The organism is Mesorhizobium sp. P3_A10 (assembly GCF_056403175.1).
In genome coordinates, this window is record NZ_JBFUFZ010000009.1 from 62,597 (window position 1) to 81,526 (window position 18,930).

18 protein-coding genes are annotated in these 18,930 nt (G+C 64.9%); 10 read left to right on the forward strand and 8 right to left on the reverse strand.

The genetic code is table 11. The features are described from left to right. Window positions 1-15 precede the first annotated feature (15 nt). From AC1DXU_RS27210 to AC1DXU_RS27220, 3 genes are all read left to right on the forward strand, one after another. A complete protein-coding gene (locus tag AC1DXU_RS27210) occupies window positions 16-720 on the forward strand; it encodes an ROK family protein (protein ID WP_477373971.1) in 705 nt (234 codons plus the stop codon). 116 nt (window positions 721-836) lie between these two features. After that, window positions 837-1,292: a Ros/MucR family transcriptional regulator gene (locus AC1DXU_RS27215; protein WP_477373973.1), complete on the forward strand. Its 456-nt coding sequence runs from the start codon at window positions 837-839 to the stop codon at window positions 1,290-1,292. A gap of 79 nt (window positions 1,293-1,371) precedes the next feature. Then, window positions 1,372-2,472, forward strand: a complete 1,101-nt coding sequence (locus tag AC1DXU_RS27220; protein WP_477373975.1) for a pyridoxal phosphate-dependent aminotransferase — start codon at window positions 1,372-1,374, stop codon at window positions 2,470-2,472. A 6-nt stretch (window positions 2,473-2,478) separates the two neighbouring features. On the opposite strand, the gene ctlX is transcribed toward AC1DXU_RS27220, so the two are convergent. Both ctlX and AC1DXU_RS27230 read right to left on the reverse strand, forming a co-directional pair. Then, complete coding sequence (ctlX, locus tag AC1DXU_RS27225; RefSeq protein WP_477373977.1) at window positions 2,479-3,405, reverse strand: citrulline utilization hydrolase CtlX; 927 nt, start codon at window positions 3,403-3,405, stop codon at window positions 2,479-2,481. A gap of 2 nt (window positions 3,406-3,407) precedes the next feature. Then, window positions 3,408-3,569, reverse strand: coding sequence for a hypothetical protein (locus AC1DXU_RS27230; RefSeq protein WP_477319741.1), 162 nt, complete (start codon window positions 3,567-3,569; stop codon window positions 3,408-3,410). Window positions 3,570-3,706: 137 nt separating this feature from the next. On the opposite strand from AC1DXU_RS27230, the gene AC1DXU_RS27235 reads away from it, so the two are divergent. The 4 genes from AC1DXU_RS27235 (at window position 3,707) to AC1DXU_RS27250 (ending at window position 10,173) form a co-directional block, all read left to right on the forward strand. Beyond that, window positions 3,707-4,132, forward strand: a complete 426-nt coding sequence (locus AC1DXU_RS27235; RefSeq protein ID WP_477373978.1) for an Lrp/AsnC family transcriptional regulator — start codon at window positions 3,707-3,709, stop codon at window positions 4,130-4,132. Window positions 4,133-4,289: 157 nt separating this feature from the next. Next, window positions 4,290-5,528, forward strand: a complete 1,239-nt coding sequence (locus tag AC1DXU_RS27240; protein ID WP_477373980.1) for an MFS transporter — start codon at window positions 4,290-4,292, stop codon at window positions 5,526-5,528. 344 nt (window positions 5,529-5,872) lie between these two features. Then, window positions 5,873-6,979 carry an efflux RND transporter periplasmic adaptor subunit gene (locus tag AC1DXU_RS27245; protein ID WP_477374142.1) on the forward strand — a complete coding sequence of 369 codons (1,107 nt, stop codon included), beginning with the start codon at window positions 5,873-5,875 and terminating at the stop codon, window positions 6,977-6,979. Then, window positions 6,976-10,173 (forward strand): efflux RND transporter permease subunit, encoded by a 3,198-nt coding sequence (locus tag AC1DXU_RS27250; protein ID WP_477373982.1) that lies wholly within the window; start codon window positions 6,976-6,978, stop codon window positions 10,171-10,173. Before AC1DXU_RS27245 ends, AC1DXU_RS27250 begins: the two co-directional genes overlap by 4 nt. A 146-nt stretch (window positions 10,174-10,319) precedes the next feature. Here the strand turns inward: AC1DXU_RS27250 and AC1DXU_RS27255 are convergent, their stop codons facing one another. From AC1DXU_RS27255 to hemC, 6 genes are all read right to left on the reverse strand, one after another. Continuing rightward, on the reverse strand, window positions 10,320-11,057 hold the full coding sequence (locus tag AC1DXU_RS27255; RefSeq protein ID WP_477373984.1) for a glutamine amidotransferase: 738 nt from the start codon (window positions 11,055-11,057) through the stop codon (window positions 10,320-10,322). 14 nt (window positions 11,058-11,071) lie between these two features. Further along, window positions 11,072-11,551: a tellurite resistance TerB family protein gene (locus AC1DXU_RS27260; RefSeq protein WP_477373986.1), complete on the reverse strand. Its 480-nt coding sequence runs from the start codon at window positions 11,549-11,551 to the stop codon at window positions 11,072-11,074. Between the two features lie 36 nt (window positions 11,552-11,587). Beyond that, entirely contained in the window at window positions 11,588-13,201 is a 1,614-nt protein-coding gene (locus AC1DXU_RS27265) for a heme biosynthesis HemY N-terminal domain-containing protein (RefSeq protein WP_477373987.1), read from the reverse strand. Window positions 13,202-13,211: 10 nt separating this feature from the next. Further along, the gene (locus AC1DXU_RS27270) at window positions 13,212-14,687 is read right to left on the reverse strand and encodes a COG4223 family protein (RefSeq protein WP_477373989.1); all 1,476 of its coding nucleotides are present in this window, start codon (window positions 14,685-14,687) and stop codon (window positions 13,212-13,214) included. Between the two features lie 90 nt (window positions 14,688-14,777). Beyond that, window positions 14,778-15,485, reverse strand: coding sequence for a uroporphyrinogen-III synthase (locus AC1DXU_RS27275; RefSeq protein ID WP_477373991.1), 708 nt, complete (start codon window positions 15,483-15,485; stop codon window positions 14,778-14,780). Window position 15,486: 1 nt separating this feature from the next. Next, complete coding sequence (gene hemC / locus AC1DXU_RS27280; RefSeq protein ID WP_477373993.1) at window positions 15,487-16,410, reverse strand: hydroxymethylbilane synthase; 924 nt, start codon at window positions 16,408-16,410, stop codon at window positions 15,487-15,489. Window positions 16,411-16,512: 102 nt separating this feature from the next. Here hemC and tsaD point away from each other — a divergent pair, with 102 nt between their 5' ends. The 3 genes from tsaD to AC1DXU_RS27295 are packed head-to-tail and all read left to right on the forward strand — an operon-like array spanning window position 16,513 to window position 18,912. Further along, window positions 16,513-17,598: a tRNA (adenosine(37)-N6)-threonylcarbamoyltransferase complex transferase subunit TsaD gene (gene tsaD, locus AC1DXU_RS27285; RefSeq protein WP_477374143.1), complete on the forward strand. Its 1,086-nt coding sequence runs from the start codon at window positions 16,513-16,515 to the stop codon at window positions 17,596-17,598. Beyond that, the gene (locus tag AC1DXU_RS27290; protein ID WP_477373995.1) at window positions 17,595-18,596 is read left to right on the forward strand and encodes an NAD(P)H-dependent glycerol-3-phosphate dehydrogenase; all 1,002 of its coding nucleotides are present in this window, start codon (window positions 17,595-17,597) and stop codon (window positions 18,594-18,596) included. Before tsaD ends, AC1DXU_RS27290 begins: the two co-directional genes overlap by 4 nt. 19 nt (window positions 18,597-18,615) lie before the next feature. After that, the gene (locus tag AC1DXU_RS27295; RefSeq protein ID WP_477373996.1) at window positions 18,616-18,912 is read left to right on the forward strand and encodes a YciI-like protein; all 297 of its coding nucleotides are present in this window, start codon (window positions 18,616-18,618) and stop codon (window positions 18,910-18,912) included. Window positions 18,913-18,930: the final 18 nt, after the last annotated feature.

Here is an 18,930-nt window from a genome sequence, read left to right on the forward strand (position 1 = left end):
CGGGAGGGTGAGACAATGGCCAAAGCGGTGAAACAACCGGCATCGGGCACCGAGCCGGTCGTGCTGGCGATCGACATTGGCGGCTCGCACGTCAAGATCCTGACCAGCGCCGGCGGCGAGGAGCGCCGGGCCGATTCCGGACCGGGACTGACGCCGCAGCAGATGATCGCGACGGTGAAGACATTGGCCGAGGGCCTGCCCTATGACGTCATCTCGATGGGTTATCCCGGCCCGGTGACCCACAACCGGCCAATGATCGACCCGGCCAATCTCGGCAAGGGCTGGGCCGGCTACGATTTCGCCGCCGCCTTCGGCAAGCCGGTGAAGGTGGTCAACGACGCGCTGATGCAGGCGATCGGCAGCTATGAAGGCGGGCGCATGCTGTTCCTCGGCCTGGGCACCGGCCTCGGCGCCGCGATGATCGTCGACAACGTCGCCCAGCCGATGGAGCTGGCCCACCTTCCCTACAAGAAGGGGAAAAGCTTCGAGGACTATGTCGGCGAACGCGGCCTTGAAAAGCGCGGCAAGAAGAAGTGGCACAAATACGTCTTCGACGTCGTCGATCGGCTTCGCGCCGCCATGCAGCCGGACTACGTGGTCATTGGCGGCGGCAATGTCGACAAACTCGACGAATTGCCTGAAGACAGCAGGCGCGGCGACAACACACGCGCCTTTGAAGGCGGATTTCGCCTGTGGCGCGACAAGGCGCTTATCGTCTGATATTAGTCCAGTTTAGTATAGTTGTTCAAAATAACGTGTGATTTCGCGCGAAATCATTGCGTTGTGCAGATTTGCCGACTAGGAATTCGGCCACCCCCACGGATGGAGAAAATAGATTGTCCGACGATAGCAACAACACCAGCAAAGACGACCTGCTTGAACTGACGGCTCACATCGTGTCCGCCTATGTCGAGAAGAATCGCTTGCCTGCTTCCGGCCTGAGCGACCTTATCGCCAGCGTCAGCGCCTCGATCAGCGGGCTCGGACAACCGGCGACCCCCGTCGCCGCGCCGCTCGTCCCCGCCGTCAATCCGAAAAAGTCGGTGACCCCGGACTACATCATCTGCCTCGAAGACGGCAAACGGTTCAAATCCCTGAAGCGTCATCTCGGCGTGCATTTCGGGCTGACGCCGGAGGCCTATCGCACCAAATGGAGCCTGCCGGCCGACTACCCGATGGTCGCCCCCAATTACGCGGCTTCCCGCTCGGCGCTGGCCAAGTCGATCGGTCTTGGTCGCAAGGCCGCCGTGCCAGCAGTCGTCAAGCGTCAGACCAGGAAGGCCAAAGCCTAGGCTAAAACGGGAATCCTCGCTAAGCAGGCTGTGGTTCTGCCGGCGATCCCTCGACGGCAGACGTCGGGGGAGTGCCGCCATGAACTACGCCAGGATGGTGATCGAGAAAGAGGCGCCGGAGGAGTACGGCTACGACCGTATCCGCTACAATCTCTCCGAAAGCTCGATCGCCGACCAAAAACTCTCCGACATCGGCCTGTCGCTGCCCGACCTGACGCTGTTCTATGGCGAGCATCGCGGCGACAAGGATCTGCGGGGGCTGATCGCGGCGCAGGATGCCGGCATCTCGCCTGACGATGTGCTGGTCACCGCCGGTGCCGCGGGCGCACTGTTCATCATCTCGACCTCGCTTCTGTCCGAGCGCGACCACCTCGTCGTCATCAGGCCCAACTACGCCACCAACATCGAAACCCCCAAGGCGATCGGCTGCGCCATCTCCTATGTCGATCTGAATTTCGACGAAGGTTTCGCCATCGATGTCGGCCGCGTCGCCGCCAGTATGCTGCCGAACACAAAGCTGATCAGCGTCACCTGTCCGCACAATCCGACCGGCACCATGATGCGCCAAGCCGATCTCGACGCGCTGGTGGCGCTGGCCGAGGCTAGCGGCTGCCATCTTCTGGTCGACGAAACCTATCGCGACCTCTCCTATGGAACGCGCCTGCCCACAGCGGCCTCGCTGAGCCCACGCGCGATCAGCGTCTCGTCGCTGTCCAAGGCTTTTGGCATTCCCGGCATCCGCATCGGCTGGCTGGTCACCCGCGACGCAGCACTTCAGGAAAAATTCCTCGCCGCCAAGGAGCAGATCGGCATTTGCGGCAGCGTCATCGACGAAGGCATTGCCCGCGGCATGCTCGAACGCCGCGACACCTTCCTGGCAACGCTGCTGCCTGAAATGGCCCGGCGCCGCGACATCGTCCAGGCTTGGATCGACCGCGAGAAGCTGGTTGACTGGGTGCGGCCGGAAGGCGGCGTTGTCGGCTTCCCCCGGCTGAATGTCGGTCCCGGTTTCGACCTCGACCGCTTCTATGTGAACCTGCTGGAAAACCATGGCGCCTATGTCGGGCCCGGCCACTGGTTCGACATGCCGAAAAGCTTCTTCCGCGTCGGCTTCGGCTGGCCGAAGGAAGCCGAATTGCGCGGCGGCCTCGACGCCATCTCGGCCGCGCTCAGGGACTGAGGGCCGTCACCGCTGCGCCAGATGGATTCCCGCCAGCATGCAGCGGACCGAGCCGCCCGCGAGCTCAATGGTCGGAATGTCGAGGCTGACCGGGGCAATGCAATTCTCGATGGCGGCGACCTGATCAGGCCGAAGCGCCCGCATCGCCCGCGATGAGATCGCCAGCACGCGGCCGTCCCGCCCCTGAAGCTCAAGCGCATTGCCCGCGAACGCCTCGATCTGCTCGGCCGTCAGGTCGACGACAATGCGCCCTCCTGCCTCAAGCCGTTCGCGGACCTCGGCCCGCCGGCGGTCCGACATGATGCTGGCGAGACCGATGAGGCAGAGCTCGGTGCCGAGGCACATCATCACATTGGTGTGGTAGATCGGCCGCCCGGATCGATCGAAGGCGTCGAACAGCATCGGTTCGAAGTTGAAATGCGTACAGAAGCGTTCCAGCGCCACCTCATTGGTGCGGTTCGACCGGGCGGCATAGGCAACGCGCTCGATATGGTCGAGGACCATGGCGCCGGTGCCTTCGAGAAAGATGCCATCCTGCTCCAGCCCGGAATAGTCGATGATGTCCTGGACGCGGTAATGCCGCTTGAGGAACTCGATGATATCCCATCGCCGTTCCGCCTGCCGGCTGGGCGAAAACATCGGATACACCGCGATATGGCCGCCGGAATGGGTCGAGAACCAGTTGTTCGGGAAGACCGAATCCGGACGCCCGTCGGTCTCGTCCTCGAAGAGATGGACGGTGACCCCGGCCGCCTCGAGGCGCGCCGCCATGCGTGTCGATTCCTGATAGGCCTCGGCGCTGATCAGGGTGACCGTGCGCGTTCCGTCACGGTTCTGGAATGCGTTGTCGGCGGCGGTCGCCTCGTTGGGGGTGAAGTGATGTGGGCGGATCATGACGACGCCGCGCGGCGCCTGCGCGGAAACGGAGCGCATGGTCATTGCACCGTGCAAGCAGCGACCGGGCCGCTGGAGGCGGGCGCCGATATCAGGCCGAACAGGTTGCGAGGATCAGCGGGCTGAGCCAGAAGCTCGAAGGGTTCCAACCCGATCGAACCGACCAGCCGTATCAGGTTTGCCGTGCCGACATATTGCACCATCGATGCGCTCCACCTCGAGAAGAATTTTCTGACGAGGCGAGAGCTTAGGGGTAGCAGAATTTACAAGAAACCTGCAAAGTGTTCAAAACTCGCGCCAGAATCGTACAATCTGATCACTGCTGGCTGGCAACATTGACATGCATGTCTTCGACGAAATCGATCGCCGGCTGATCTCGATCCTCAGGGAGGACGGCCGCGCGCCCATTTCCAAGCTTGCGGATTTGCTCGATGTTTCACGCGGAACGGTGCAGGCGCGGCTGGATAGGCTGCTGTCGTCGGGCGCCGTGCTCGGCTTTACCGTTCGCGTGCGCCAGGACGTCGACGATCAGGCCATCCGCGCCATCATGATGATCGAAGTCACCGGCAAATCCACCACCACCATCATCAAGCGGCTGCGTGGCATACCGGAGCTGTATTCGCTGCATACGACCAACGGCACCTGGGACCTGATCGCCGAGATCCATGCGGCGAGCCTTTCGGACTTCGACCGTGTGCTGCGTGAAGTCAGAGCCATCGATGGCATCCTCAACAGCGAAACCAGCCTGATGCTGAGCAGCGTATAAGCTTCGCCAACGCCGGCGTTGCGCAGAAAATCCCTTGATCCAGCGCCGATTCTGGCGCACATGCCGCAGCGAACTTTGCTAAAAGTTCCCTGGCCGGAACAGCGCCCATCGTGGAAGAGCCCCGCTGGCCAGTGTTTTCGCAACGGGGCCCATCTCCATGACACTTGAACAGACATCGCCGGACCAGCGCTATGCCGCCTTCCGGCACAAGGCCTTCCTCAGCTACTGGGCGGCGCGCTTCCTCGGCACTTTCGCAACCATGATCGTGTCTGTCGCGGTCGGCTGGCAGGTCTATGACCTGACGCGCGATCCCTTCGACCTTGGCATTGTCGGCATCGTCCAGTTCCTGCCTTCGCTGCTTCTGGTGCTGGTCACCGGCGCCGTCGCCGACCGCTTCGGCCGCCGCCTGATCATGACATTGTCGACGCTGGTCGAGGCGATCTGCGCACTGGCGTTGCTGCTGTTGACGGTGCGCGGTCTCGTCAGTCCACTGCCTATCTTCACCGTGCTCGCTCTATTCGGCGGAGCGCGCGCCTTTTTCGGACCGGCTTCGTCCTCGCTGTTCGCCAACCTTGTGCCACCGGAGGATTTCGCCAACGCGATCGCCTGGAATTCGTCCGCCTGGCAGACGGCGACCATCGTCGGCCCGGTGGCCGGCGGCCTGCTCTACGGCGTCTCGGCCGAAGCCGCGTACGCCGTCGCCGGCGTGCTGATGCTGGTGGCCGCCGTGCTGATCTTCACCATCCCGAAACCTGCCCAGCAGACCGCCACCGACAAGCCGACGATGGAAACGCTGTTTGGCGGCTTCCGCTATATCTGGAGCGAGAAGATCGTGCTCGGCGCCATCTCGCTCGACCTCTTCGCCGTGCTCTTGTCCGGCGCCTCGGCGCTGTTGCCGGTCTATGCGCGCGACATCCTGCAGCTCGGTCCATGGGGCCTCGGCCTGCTGCGCTCGGCGCCCAGCGTCGGCGCCATTTGCGTCGCCATCTGGCTGGCCGGGCATCCAATACGCAACCACGCCGGCATGATCATGCTCGCCGCCGCCGCGTCGTTCGGCGCCTTCACCGTTCTGTTCGGCCTCTCGACCATCACCTGGCTGTCGATCGTGGCGCTCGCCTTGCTCGGCGCCACCGACATGTTCAGCGTCTACATCAGGGAGACGCTGATCCAGCTGTGGACGCCGGACGAACTGCGCGGCCGCGTCAACGCCGTCAACCAGGTCTTCGTCGGCGCCTCCAACGAGGTCGGCGAATTCCGCGCCGGCACGATGGCGGCGCTGATCGGCACCGTCCCGGCGGTGGTGGTCGGCGGCGTCGGCGCCATCGCGGTTGTCGGCCTGTGGGCGGTGCTGTTTCCAGCGCTAAGGAAGGTACGGCATCTCAGCGGGCGGAACTGATCGAGCGAGCCGCTGGATCCGCCGCTTGGTCTAAATCTGCTTGCGCCGACAACGGCTGAGATGGACCGGAAGCGGACGGTCCGGTTCCGGGACGAACTAGCCAGGTGGCGGGGCAGCCTCAGGGTGGACATTTCAGCCCACATGGAAAATGATCATGTTGCCTGCACAACACTGCAGGGCTCTGATCTCGATGAGAAGCGTAGAAGCGGATCAACCGACCTCCGGGTCCAGCGTGGGGGATGCAAATGGACAATGGGCAATTGCACCGCGACGCGGGCGGGCGACCCCGTCGATCGGCCGGCTGGCTTGCCCGCGCCGCCGTGCCGGCGGCTTTCCTGCTCGGCATGGCTTTCAGCAACACTGCGTTCGCGCAGGACCAGCAGCTGCCCGTGGTGACGGCGGCCAAGCCGGTGGTCCGTGAAATCGTCGAAGACGACGAGTTCGTAGGGCGCTTCGAAGCCGTCGACCAGGTCGCCATCCGTTCGCGCGTCAGTGGCTATCTGGACAAGGTCAGCTTCCAGGACGGCGCACTGGTCAACAAGGGCGACCTGCTCTTCACCATCGACCAGCGTCCATACCAGGCGGCTTATGATGCCGCCAAATCGCAAGTGGATGTCGCCAAGAGTCTGCTCGAATTCTCCAAGATGCAGCTGGATCGCGCCGACGAACTCGCCAAGACCGGCAATATCTCGGCCGCGACGGTCGACGACCGCCGGCGGGAATACCTTTCGGCACAGGCGCAGATGCAGGGCGCAACGGCTGCGCTGACGTCGGCCAGCCTGAATCTGGAATTCACCGAGATCAAGGCGCCCTTGTCCGGCCGCATCGACCGCCGGCTGGTGTCGGTCGGCAACCTCGTGCAGCCGGATTCCACCTTGCTGACGACCATCGTTACGCGCGATCCGATCGACTTCTATTTCGACGTCGATGAGCGCCTGTATTTCAGCTACGCCCGCGACGCGAAGGAGCGCGGCGGCTCGATGCAGGAAGGCGCCGGCGGGCTCGAGGTGGTGGTTCGCGTCGCCGACCGCGCGGAGGCGGTCTTCAAAGGCAAGCTCGATTTTGCAGAGAACCGGATCGACAACGCGACCGGCACCATGCGGGTGCGTGCAACGTTTCCCAACGCCGACGGCGTTCTCCAGCCAGGTATGTTCGGGCGCATCAACGTGCCGGGGTCGCTGCCGCATAGCGGCGTGCTTGTGCCCGACGAGGCGATCGGCGCCGATCAGGATCGCCGCATCGTGTTCTTGGTGGATGAGGCCGGGACGGTGTCGGCGAAGCCCGTGCGCACCGGCCCGCTTCTCGATGGCTACCGGGTGATCCGCTCGGGCCTGACCGGCAACGAGACGATCATCGTCAACGGGCTGATGCATGCCAGGCCCGGCACCAAGGTGAAGGTCGAGATGGTGACGTTGCCGCCCAAGGTCGAAACCGCCGGGTTGCCGCAATGAGGTTCGCCCATTTCTTCGTCGACCGTCCGATCTTCGCATCGGTCGTTTCGATCGTCCTGCTGATCCTTGGCGGGATTGCCTATACCCAGCTGCCGGTCGCGCAATATCCCGAGATCGCGCCGCCGACCATCGTCGTTCGCGCGCAATATCCGGGCGCCGACGCCGAGACGGTCGCAGCGACGGTGGCAACGCCGATCGAGCAGGAGATCAACGGCGTTGAGGGCATGCTCTACATGTCGTCCTACTCGTCGGGCGACGGGGCGATGGCGCTGACCATCACCTTCAAGCTGGGCACCGATCTCGACCAGGCGCAGGTGCTGGTGCAGAACCGCGTGTCGGTCGCCGAGCCGCGCCTGCCCGAAGAAGTCCGCCGCCTCGGCATCACCACCACCAAGAGCTCGCCCGACCTGATGATGGTCGTGCACATGCTGTCGCCCGACAATACCTACGACCAGCTCTACGTCTCGAACTACGCCCGCTCGCGGGTGCGCGACATACTGCTCAGGTTGGACGGCGTCGGCGACCTCATCATCTTCGGCGAACGCGAATATTCGCTGCGCATCTGGCTCGATCCGGAAAAACTGTCCGCCCTGGGGATGACCTCGGGCGATGTGGTGCAGGCGCTGCGCGACCAGAACGTCCAGGTGTCGGGCGGCTCGATCGGCGCGCCGCCGACCAACATGGGCACCGCGTTCCAGTATACGGTCACCACGCAAGGCCGTTTCAACGACGCACGCGACTTCCGATACGTGATCGTCAAATCGACCGAGGACGGCCGCCTTATCCAGCTGCAGGACGTGGCGCGCATCGAGCTCGGCGCCAAGGATTACGTCACCAACTCCTATCTCAACGGCAAGCCGGCGGTGGCGCTCGCCATCTTCCAGCGGCCGGGCACCAATGCGCTCGCCGCAGCCGCCGAGATCCAGGACAAGATGAAGGAGCTTTCCCGCGACTTCCCGAAGGGGTTGAGCTACGACATCGTCTACAATCCGACCGAGTTCGTCGCCGAGTCGATCCAGGAGGTCTACAAGACGATCCTCGAGGCGATGGTGCTCGTCATCATCGTCATCATCGTCTTCCTGCAATCGTGGCGCATGGCGATCGTGCCGATCGTGGCGATCCCCGTGTCTCTGATCGGCACGCTGGCGGTGCTTTACGCCGCCGGCTTCTCGCTCAACATGCTGACACTGTTCGGCCTCGTTCTGGCGATCGGCATCGTCGTCGACGATGCCATCGTCGTGGTCGAAAACGTCGAGCGCAATATCGCCAGCGGGCTGGCGCCCAATCCGGCGTCGCACCTGACCATGGACGAAGTCGGAACGGCCATCATCGCGATCTCGCTGGTGCTGATCGCCGTGTTCGTACCGACGGCCTTCATCCCCGGCATTTCCGGGCAGTTCTACCTGCAGTTTGCGATCACCATCGCGGTGTCGACGGCGATTTCGGCATTCAATTCGCTGACGCTTTCGCCGGCGCTGGCCGCACTACTGTTCAAGCCGCACCACATTGCTGCGGCGCCGCCGCGCTTTTTCCTGGTGCGGTTCGGACAGGCGCTCGCCGACGGCTTTAACAGGGGCTTCGACAGGCTCGCCCATTGGTATTCGAGCATCATACGCGTGCTGGTCGGTTCGCGGATAGCGATCGGCGCCATGCTGGCCGTTTTCGCGGCCCTCATCTACGCCACGGTCTACATGGTGCAGACGGTGCCGCGCGGTTTCATTCCGTCGCTTGACCAGGGCTATGCGATCGTTGTCGTCCAGCTGCCGGACGGCGCTTCGCTGTCGAGGACCGATGCGGTCATCCAGCAGGCGTCGCAGATTATCCAGAAAACCCCAGGCGTCGACTACGCAGTCGCCTTCGCCGGCTTTTCCGGCGCGACCTTCACCAACGCCAGCAACGCGGGCGTGATCTTCGCCAGGTTCAAGCCGTTTGACGAGCGACTGAAAGAAGGCCAGTCGGCGACCAAGGTCATCGGCAATCTGTTCGGCAGCCTGCAAAGCATCAAGGAAGCCTTCATTATCGCGCTGCCGCCGCCGCCGATCCGCGGCGTCGGCAATGCCGGCGGCTTCAAGCTGCAGATCCAGGAGCGCAACAGCGCCGACATGCGGCAGATCCTGGCGCTTGCCTACGAAATCGCCGGCAAGGCCAACAAGACGCCGGGGCTGACGGGCGTGTTCACCACCTTCTCCGCGTCGAGCCCGCAATTCTTCCTGGCGATCGATCGCGACAAGGCGCGCATCCTGAACGTACCGATCCCCAACATCTTCGAGACGCTGTCGATCAATCTGGGCACCGCCTACGTCAACGACTTCAACGCGTTCGGGCGCGTCTACCAGGTGCGGGCGCAGGCCGACCAGGCGTTCCGCCTCGATCGCGCCGACATCCTAAAGCTGAAGGTGCGCTCGGCGACCGGCGCGCTGGTTCCGCTCGGCACGTTGATCGAGATCCGCGACGTCACCGGCCCGGCGCTGGTCCAGCGCTACAACATGTACGTCTCGGTGCCGCTGCAGGGCAACGCCGCGCCCGGCGTTTCCACGGGCGACGCGCTGGCTTTGATGGAAGGGATCACGGCACAGACGCTGCCGGCCGGTACCTCCTATGAATGGACCGAGCTCGCCTATCAGGAGCGCAACACCGGCAATGCCGCCGTCTATATCTTCGGACTGTCGGTGCTGTTCGTGTTCCTGGCGCTGGCGGCGCAATATGAAAGCTGGGTGCTGCCGTTCGCCATTGTGCTGGTGGTGCCGCTCGGCGTGCTCGCGGCTTTGGTCGGCGTGTCTTTGCGAGGGCTGGACAACAACATCCTCGTGCAGATCGGTCTCATCGTGCTGATCGGGCTTGCCGCCAAGAACGCGATCCTGATCGTCGAATTCGCGCGGCAGGCGCAGGAACGCGGCCTGTCGGTCGCCGAGGCTGCCGTCGAAGCCTGTCGGCTTAGGCTGCGGCCGATCCTGATGACCGCCTTCGCGTTCATCCTCGGCGTCGTGCCGCTCATGATCGCAACAGGCCCGGGCGCGGAAATGCGCCAGTCGCTCGGCACCGCGGTGTTCTCCGGCATGCTCGGAGTCACCTTCGTCGGCCTGTTCCTGACGCCGGTGTTCTACGTCACGCTCAGGTCGCTGTTTTCACGGCGCCGTGCCGAGGCCGAGCCTTCGGCGCCGGCAGAGGCGCCATCGGAGACGGCCGCCGAGTAGGGTTGCGAATTCGCTGCGTCGGGCGCGGCGTGTCGCGCCAGAAAATCGGCGCCGCAACGGCCGCGACCTGCGCGACATCGGCGTCGGCGCAAAGCGGCCGTCCACGCCCAGGCAGACGCAGGTCGTCTTTCGATCAAGCTCGGCCACTATGAACCATTGGCTCGTATTCTATCGGCAGCCGGCTTGCCAAAAATCAGCCCCAAAAACTCACCCAGCCAGCGCTTGAGATGCATGTCCCAGATCAGCCGGCCGCCGAGATGGTCGCGGCCGGGCTGGGCGCCGGGCAGTTCGAAACGGTGGGCGCCGCGCACCACCCAGCGCTGCATCATCATCCGGGTCAATTCGCCATGGAACTGGATGCCCCAGGCATTGTCACCATAGCGGAACGCCTGGTTGGGATAGGTCTCGGCTGTCGCCAGCAGCGTCGCGTCCCTGGGCAGCGAAAAGCCTTCGCGGTGGAACTGGTAGACCATCTCGGGCCAGTGCAGCAGCCTTTTGCCGGCTTCAGTCGCTTTCAGCGGATACCAGCCGATTTCGACCAGCCCTTCGCCATGACCCTCGACCTTGCCGCCGAGGTGGTTGGCCAGCATCTGCGCACCGAGGCAGATACCCAGAAACGGCCGGTTCTCCCTCAGCGGGATTTCCAGCCAGTTGGTCTCGCGGCGGACGAACTCGTCCTCGTCATTGGCGCTCATCGGTCCACCGAACACCACCGTGCCGGCATGGCCGTCCAGCGTTTCCGGCAAGGCGTCGCCCAGCGGCGGGCGGCGGATGTCGAGATCAAACCCTTCTTCGAGCAGCATGTGGCCGACGCGACCGGGGCTCGAATTTTCCTGATGCAGGACGATCAGGATCTTTGGCTTCGAGCTCGGTCTTGGCGGCATGGGAAGGCGGGATCCTATTCGTCGCTCGACGTTCCGGTGGCACCCGGTGCGGCGGCGGCCGCCTTGCGGCGTGCTTCGACACGGTCGCGGCGTTCGACGCCGATCAGCTCGGCGACGCGCCAGACGGTGTTGTCCTCGAGCTCGTGCAATTCGCCGTCGGCGTAGACGATCTCCCACATCAGGCCGATGAAGGCCTTGCGCGCCTCGGCATCGAGGTGGCGCTTCAGAACGCTGGTGAAGGCATAGAGGTCGATCGCCTCATTGTCGGCGCGCTCGCCGGCGGCGGCCAGCGCATCGAGTTCGTCACCGCTGATCGAGTAGCTTTCCGCCAGCACTTCCTTGAACCGCTCCCATTCGACGTCCTGACGCACGCCGTCGGCGTTCATCACATGATAGAGAAGGGCAGATGCCGCAACGCGCGGATCGTCCGCGTTTGGGCGGGCGCCGGCACCGCTCGGCAGGTCCTTCAGAAACGAGAGAACGCGTTCGAACATCAAACTATTCCCAATCGGCCAACGGGCCCATTCACATCAAAACAGTCGAAACCGGCGCGGTGACTTCTCCGCTTCCTCATCGGGATCGACGCCGGGGTCGTCGGGCAGTCGGGCAAGTTCCTCCGCCGGCTCGACGGCTTCGGCATCGGCCGGCACCGCGGCAAAGGCGGCGGCGGTGACTGGCGTAACCAGGTCCTCGCCGCTTTCCGCTACGGCTCCGGTCGCTACTGTCGTCCTGCCAGCCGAAACAGCCGGGTGAAAGATCACGTCGGCAGGCTTTTCCTTGACCGATACGACTGGCGCCGCAATTGCCGGCACTTCGGCCTCCGGCGTCTCCTCATGGCTGTCGATGAGCTGGCCGAGCCGCTCCATCGGCGCGCGCCATTCGAACGCGTCGAGCTTGCCGGTGACCGGCGATACCGGCGCCCAGCGCTCGGAGATGACGCCATCGGCAACCCACGCGGGATCGCGCGGCGCCCGCACCGCCTTCGACAGCAGCTGCCGCACCTTGCCCTGGTCGCCGCTTTCGGCCTCTTCGATGTCGGCCAAAAGCAGATAGGCGCCTTCGCGCCGGTCCATGCGGATCGCGGCTTCCGCCTCGCGCCGCGCGGTGGCGAAATCCTGCGCGTCGAGCGCTGCGCGGGCGACGGTCATCGACGACTCCGCGTGGTTCTTCTTCATCTCCTGCAGCTTCTTCGCCCGGTTCAGGCGATCGAGCACGGCGTCGCCCGGCCTTGCGTGGGTGTAGAGTTCGGCGATCTCCGGATGCGGCTCGGCCTTCCACGCCGCCTCGAGGATCTTTGAGCCCTTGCGCACATCGTTCTGCCGAAACAGCGCCGTTGCCGCTGCGACCGCGGCCGGGGCGAAATCCGGTCGCAACCGGTTGGCCTCTATGGCGGCGGTTCTGGCGGCATTGGGATCGCTGTCGAGCAGCGCCTGCGCCTTGGCGGTGAGCAGCACGGCGCGGCGCCGGTTGGCGGCGTCGCGCTCGATCTGCCGCGTCGACTTTTGCGCGTCGACCAGTTTCAGCGCGCCGTCCCAGTCGCCGCGTCCGGTCAGGTCTTCCAGCGTCGATTCGGCGGCCCAGGCCAGTTGCGGCGCCATCACCGCGGCACGGCCGGCATAGTGCCGCGCGGCGTTGCGGTCACCCAGCCGTTCGGCCTCGAGATAGAGCCCACGCAGGCCGAGCAGCCGCATTTCGGGATCGTCGAGCATGGTCTCGAACTTTTCGCGGGCGCCCTCATGGTCGCCTTCCAGCAACGAGGCCTGCGCCTCGAGCAGATGGATCAGCGGCTCCTGATCGGAGCGGATCAGCTTTGCCGCTTCCTTGGTCTTCTTGCGCGCCAGCGCGCCATCGCCGGCGCCGGCGGCGATCATGCCGGTCGACAGCGCCTGGTAACCGCGGTCGCGGCGGCGCACGCGGAAATAGCGCGAGATGGTGTAGGGGCTGTTCCACAGCGACTTGATCAGCCACCAGACGATCATCACCGCGGCGACAATGGTGACGATCGCCACCGCTGCCACCATCAGGCTGACCTGATATTGATAGCCGTTGAAGGTGACGAGCATCTCGCCGGGACGGTCGGCCAGCCAGGCGAAGCCGAGACCGAGGGCGAAAACGACGGCGAGGAAGATCAGAATTCGGATCATCTTAACTCCCTCACGCCTTCATCGCGCCTGATATCAGCGCGTCAACCTGGGTCTCGACCTCGATGCGCGCCTTCAGTTTGCCGGCAAAATCGGCGCCGGCGGTCTTCACCGCTTCGGGCAGCGTCGCGTATTCGCTGAGCGCTTTGGCATAGTCGCCCTGGTTGACCGCCACTTCCATGCGGGCGACGGTTTCCGGCGCACCGGCGCCTTCGACGGCGCCGATCGGCCTGACCTTGACCAGCGATTCGGCGCTCGACAACAGGCTCTGCAGGAAGCCGGCATTCTCGTCGACAGGTGCGGCGGCAGCGACCATGGCATTGGCCGCGGCGTCGGCTTCCGCCGCGATGTCGGTGCGGGTCGGAACGCCCTTTTCGGCGTAGGGCCGCAGCGTTGCGATTTGCGGCGCATCCGGCGAAATCGCGGCAAAGGTTTCGAGTTCGGCCGCGAACGGCGCGCCCCGGTCGAGCGCCGCCTTCAGCGCCGAAGCGGCAATGGCGAGCGCAATCTTCGGCTGCGACGCCTGGGCGTCAACCTTGCCGGACAGTTGGGACACTGACTGTTCCAGCGCGGTCAATCTTCCTTCCTGCGCCGTCGCCGCCTCGCCGGCGGATTTCATCAGCGCGTCGAGCCCGGCCAGCTTTTCGTTGAGCGGGCCGAGATCGACCGGCGCCGTATTGCCGGCCTGGCCGAGCGCGGCCACCGCCGTCTCGATCTGCTTGACCTTGTCGCCCAATGCGGCAAGACCGGCATTGTCGCCGGCGCCGCCTTGCTCGACCGCCGATTTCAGCGCCGCGACATCGGTCTTGACCTGATCCAGTGCCGCCGACAGCCCATCGACCTTAGCCGATGCATCGGCGTTGCCGCCTGCTTCTTTCAAGCCAGCGATCTCGGTCTTCAGCGAAGCGATTTCGCCATTGACGCCGTCGAGCGACACATTGCCCGCACCGGAGCCCGGCCCGCCGAGCAGGCCGGCAAATTGCAGCCCGCCGGCGCCGACCAACGCGATGACGCCGCCGATGATGCCGGCGGCGATGCCGTTGATGCCGCTGCGCTTCGGCTGGATTGCCATCGGTTGGTCCCTTGTTTCGGCTTTTCTTGGTGCGTCTTTGGTGCCGCCCGCTTTGGGCGATGCGTCCTCGAAACTGTAGTCGGAGGTTTTGGCGCGGCTCGGTGGTGCGTCCGAGGGATAGGAGGAGTCCGATTCCGTAGCGCCTTTGGCCTCGGCCGGCGCTTCCGTTTCAGCCTGCTGCGAGGCCGCTACCGCGTCGGTATGCTCCCAAGGCTCGAGATCGACCTGGTCGGCATGCACCGGCTCTTCAGGCACCTCCGGTTGCGAAACAGTGACCGCTTCCTCTGCCGTCACGTCTTCGGCCGGCGCCTTGACGGCATCCTCGTCGACGATGCGCGACACGGCGCCGGGTTCGAGCTCGATGGTCACCGGCTCGCGCCGGCTTTTCGAATGTCGCATCTTCGGCGTCTTGACCATGCTTGGGCTCCGCAAAATTCGCTTCGGGATGGTTCAAATGGGTCTAGCACATCACCAAGCGGTGAAAAGGGGCGGCGTGATGACACGGGGTCAGCGCCATATCAGTAAAAGCTCAAGCAACGCCTCTTCGTGAGGTTCCCTAGCAATCCGGATTTTTTCACCAGCAACGTCGTCCAGGGCAGCGGCAATACGCGCCGACAGGGCGAAAACAAGTGTATTTTCAAAGAGATCGCGAAGCGCCGGCCGCCTGATCAGGGTTTGCAGTGCCGTCGCCGCCTTGGCCGAATAGAGCAGCGCAGCCTCGACCGGCTGGCCGGACAGGCGTTCGACAATTGCATCGCCGGAATAGTCCAGCGTCACGGTGTCGTAGGTCTCGACGGCGCGGACCTGCACTCCCACTGCCTGCAGCCGCGCCTCGAAGGCCGGAAACCGCACCCGCCCGCACAGATAGGCGATCGTCTTGCCCGAAAGGCCGGCAAGCGCATCGGCAAGCGCCAAAGCGTCGCCCGGGCCTTCGCTGACGGCCAAGAATCCCGCCGCACGCGCGGCTTCCGCAGTCCTTTTGCCAACGGCATGGCAAGGCAAACCGGCGAGCGCCGCGATGATTTCTTTCGGCGCATGGCGCACCGCATTGGCGCTGGTGACCGCAACGGCGGCGGCGTCCCTGACGACTGGGCCGAGCGGCAAAGCCGCAGTTTCAGTCAATGGCAACAGAATCGGCTGGAAACCCATATCCTGTAGCCGCTGCGCCGTGCGTGACGCCCCCGGTTCCGGCCTGGTCACCAGGACGCGGACCATGTCACGCCCAGCCGTCAAAAAATGTTTCGCCGGCCTTGGCGCGTATTGTCCGGGCGGCGTCCTCGCCGATGCGGGCGGCCTCGTGTGCCGGGCCTTGCGCCTCGACTTCATGGGAGACTGCGCCGTCCGGCGAGATAATCAGCCCGGCAAAGACGATCGTGCCGCCAGATATCGTCGCATGGCCGGCGATCGGCGTGCGGCAGGAGCCGTCGAGCGCCGCCAGGAAAGCGCGTTCGCAGGCCAGCGCCTGGCCCGTCGCCACATCATGGATGGCCACAAGCATCTTTTCCACGTCACGATCGCCAATGCGGCTTTCGATGCAGATCGCGCCTTGCCCGGGTGCCGGCGGAAAGCTGTCGAGCGGCATCAGATCGGTGACGACGTGTTCGAGCCCGAGCCGCTTCAGCCCGGCATAGGCGAGGATGGTGCCTTCGGCGACGCCCTCGTCGAGCTTGCGCAGCCGCGTCTGCACATTGCCACGAAACATCACCACATCGAGATCCGGCCGCATGCGCCGGATCAGCGCCTGGCGCCGGAGCGACGACGAGCCGATTTTGGCGCCGTGCGGCAGGTCGGCGATTGTTTTCGCCGCCTTGCCGATAAAGGCATCGCGTGCATCCTCGCGCGGCAGGAAGGCGCTGAGTTCCAGCCCGTCGGGCAGTTTCGTCGGCATGTCCTTCGACGAATGCACGGCGATGTCGATCCTGCCGGCGAGCAGCGCCTCTTCGATTTCCTTGGTGAACAGGCCCTTGCCGCCGGCTTCCGACAGCGGCCGGTCCTGGATGCGGTCGCCGCTGGTCGAGATGACGACCACCTCGAACGCCTGTTCCGGCATGCCATGCGCCACCATCAGCCGCGCCTGCGTTTCACGCGCCTGCGCTACGGCCAGCGGGCTGCCGCGTGTTCCGATTTTCAAAGTTTGCATGGCGCGCAGTCCGTGATAACCCCCGGGCAGCTTGAGCTCTGCCGGGCCTTTTCCTAATTGGGAATGGCCGGTGATACAATCTTCGAAGGCAGCGACCAATTGATCCGCGTTCTGGGCATTGAGACGAGTTGCGACGAGACCGCCGCCAGCGTGGTGACGCTGGATGGCGATGCCGCGCCCAAAATTCTGTCCAATGTCGTGCTCAGCCAGATCGAGGAACATGCCGCGTTTGGCGGCGTCGTGCCGGAGATCGCCGCGCGCGCCCATGTCGAAGCGCTGGACGGCATCGTCGAGGCGGCCCTTGCCGATTCGGGCATCGATCTCGCAGACATCGATGCGATTGCCGCCACCGCCGGTCCCGGCCTGGTCGGCGGGCTGATCGTCGGCTTGATGACGGCCAAGGCCATCGCCGCCGCCGCCAACAAGCCGCTGATCGCCATCAACCACCTCGAGGGCCATGCACTGACCGCAAGGCTGACCGATGGCCTCGATTTTCCCTACCTGCTGCTGCTGGTGTCCGGCGGCCATACCCAGATCGTCGCGGTGCGTGGCGTCGGTGACTACCAGCGCTGGGCGACGACCATCGACGATGCACTGGGCGAAGCCTTCGACAAGACGGCCAAGATGCTCGGCCTGCCCTATCCCGGTGGCCCGAATGTCGAAAAGGCTGCGGCGGCAGGCGATCCAATGCGCTTCGCCTTTCCACGCCCGATGAAGGGCTCGGCGCAGCCCGATTTCTCCTTCTCCGGCCTCAAGACCGCCGTGCGCCAGGCGGCGACCGCCATCCAGCCTCTGAGCGACCAGGATGTCGCCGACATCTGCGCCTCGTTCCAGGCGGCGGTGGCAGATGCGCTTGGCGACCGTGTGTCGCGGGCGTTGAACCGGTTCCGTCAGGAATTTCCCGGCAAGGCGGACCCGGCGCTTGTCGTTGCCGGCGGCGTCGCCGCTAATCGGACGATCAAGGCGACCCTGGAAACGCTGTGCGATCAGGCCAGCTTCGCTTTCATCGCACCGCCGCTAAAGCTCTGCACCGACAATGCGGCGATGATCGCCTGGGCCGGCATCGAGCGGCTACGGGCGGGCCTGGCGGAGGAGAACGGCTTCGATTTCGTGCCACGCTCGCGCTGGCCGCTGGACAGCATCTCGGCGCCGATGGTTGGCTCCGGCCGGCGCGGAGCCAAAGCATGACGGGCCGGGGCAAGTCCGGCTGGCGTGTCGCCGTGCTCGGCGGCGGCGCCTGGGGCACGGCGCTGGCGCTGGCCATGCTGCGCGCCGGCCACGATGTCCGGCTCTACGCGCGCGACGCAGAAACTGTCGCCGCTATTCGTGGCGGCGAGAACCCGCGCTATCTCCCCGGCATCGCCATCGAGCCCGGCATCGAGGCGACGAGCGACATCGGGGCGGCGCTGGCTGATGCCGATTGCGTGCTGGCGGTGGCGCCGGCGCAGGCTCTGCGGGCGATGCTGTCGGCGGCGAAGACCCACATGCCGAACGCCATTCCGCTGGTGCTCTGCGCCAAGGGCATCGAGCGCGACACCGGCGCGCTGCTGTCGGCAATTGTCGAAGAGATCCTGCCCAGCAATCCAGTCGCCGCTCTGTCCGGCCCGAGCTTTGCCACCGACGTCGCCCGCGGCCTGCCAACGGCGGTGGTGGTCGCCGCCCGCGGCGACGACCTGGCAGCGGAGCTTGCCGCCCGCTTTTCGGCTGAAAATCTGCGCTGCTATTCCAGCGACGACCTGATCGGCGTCGAGATCGGCGGCGCGCTGAAAAATGTCTTTGCCATCGCCGCCGGCGCCGTCACCGGTGCCGGGCTTGGCGCCAGCGCCCAGGCCGCCATGGTGACGCGCGGCTTCGTCGAATTGCGCCGCATCGGCGCCGCCTTCGGCGCCAGGCCGGAGACGCTGATGGGGCTTTCCGGGCTCGGCGATCTTTTGCTCACCTGCTCATCCGCGCAGTCGCGCAATTTCGCCTATGGGCTGGCGCTCGGGCAAGGCAAGGCGCTTGCCGGCCTGCCGCTAGCCGAAGGTGTGCCGACGGCGGCAATTGCCGCCCGCATCGCCACCGAACGCCAGATCGACGCGCCGATCATCGCCGCCGTTGCCGCGATCCTCGATGGCAAGATAACCATTGGCCAAGCCGTGACCGCCCTGATGACAAGGCCCCTCAAAACCGAAACCGACATCTGAACCAGCGGAGTTTCAAGACATGCTTTTTGCCTTTGTTTGCAAGGACAAGCCCGACAGCCTGCAACTGCGCATCGACACGCGGCCGCCCCATGTCGCTTTCCTCGAAGGGCTGAACGCAGAGGGCAAGCTCGCCTTTGCCGGTCCGTTCCTCAACGCGGAGGGGAAGCCGGACGGCAGCCTCGTCGTCGTCGAGGCGGCTGATATGGCCGCCGCGCAGGCCCTGTCGGCCGCCGACCCCTATGCCAAGGCAGGCCTGTTCCAAAGCGTCGAAATCCGCCAGTGGAACTGGACCTTCAACAAGCCGGCGGCTAGTTAATCGCTGGCGGGCAAGCCG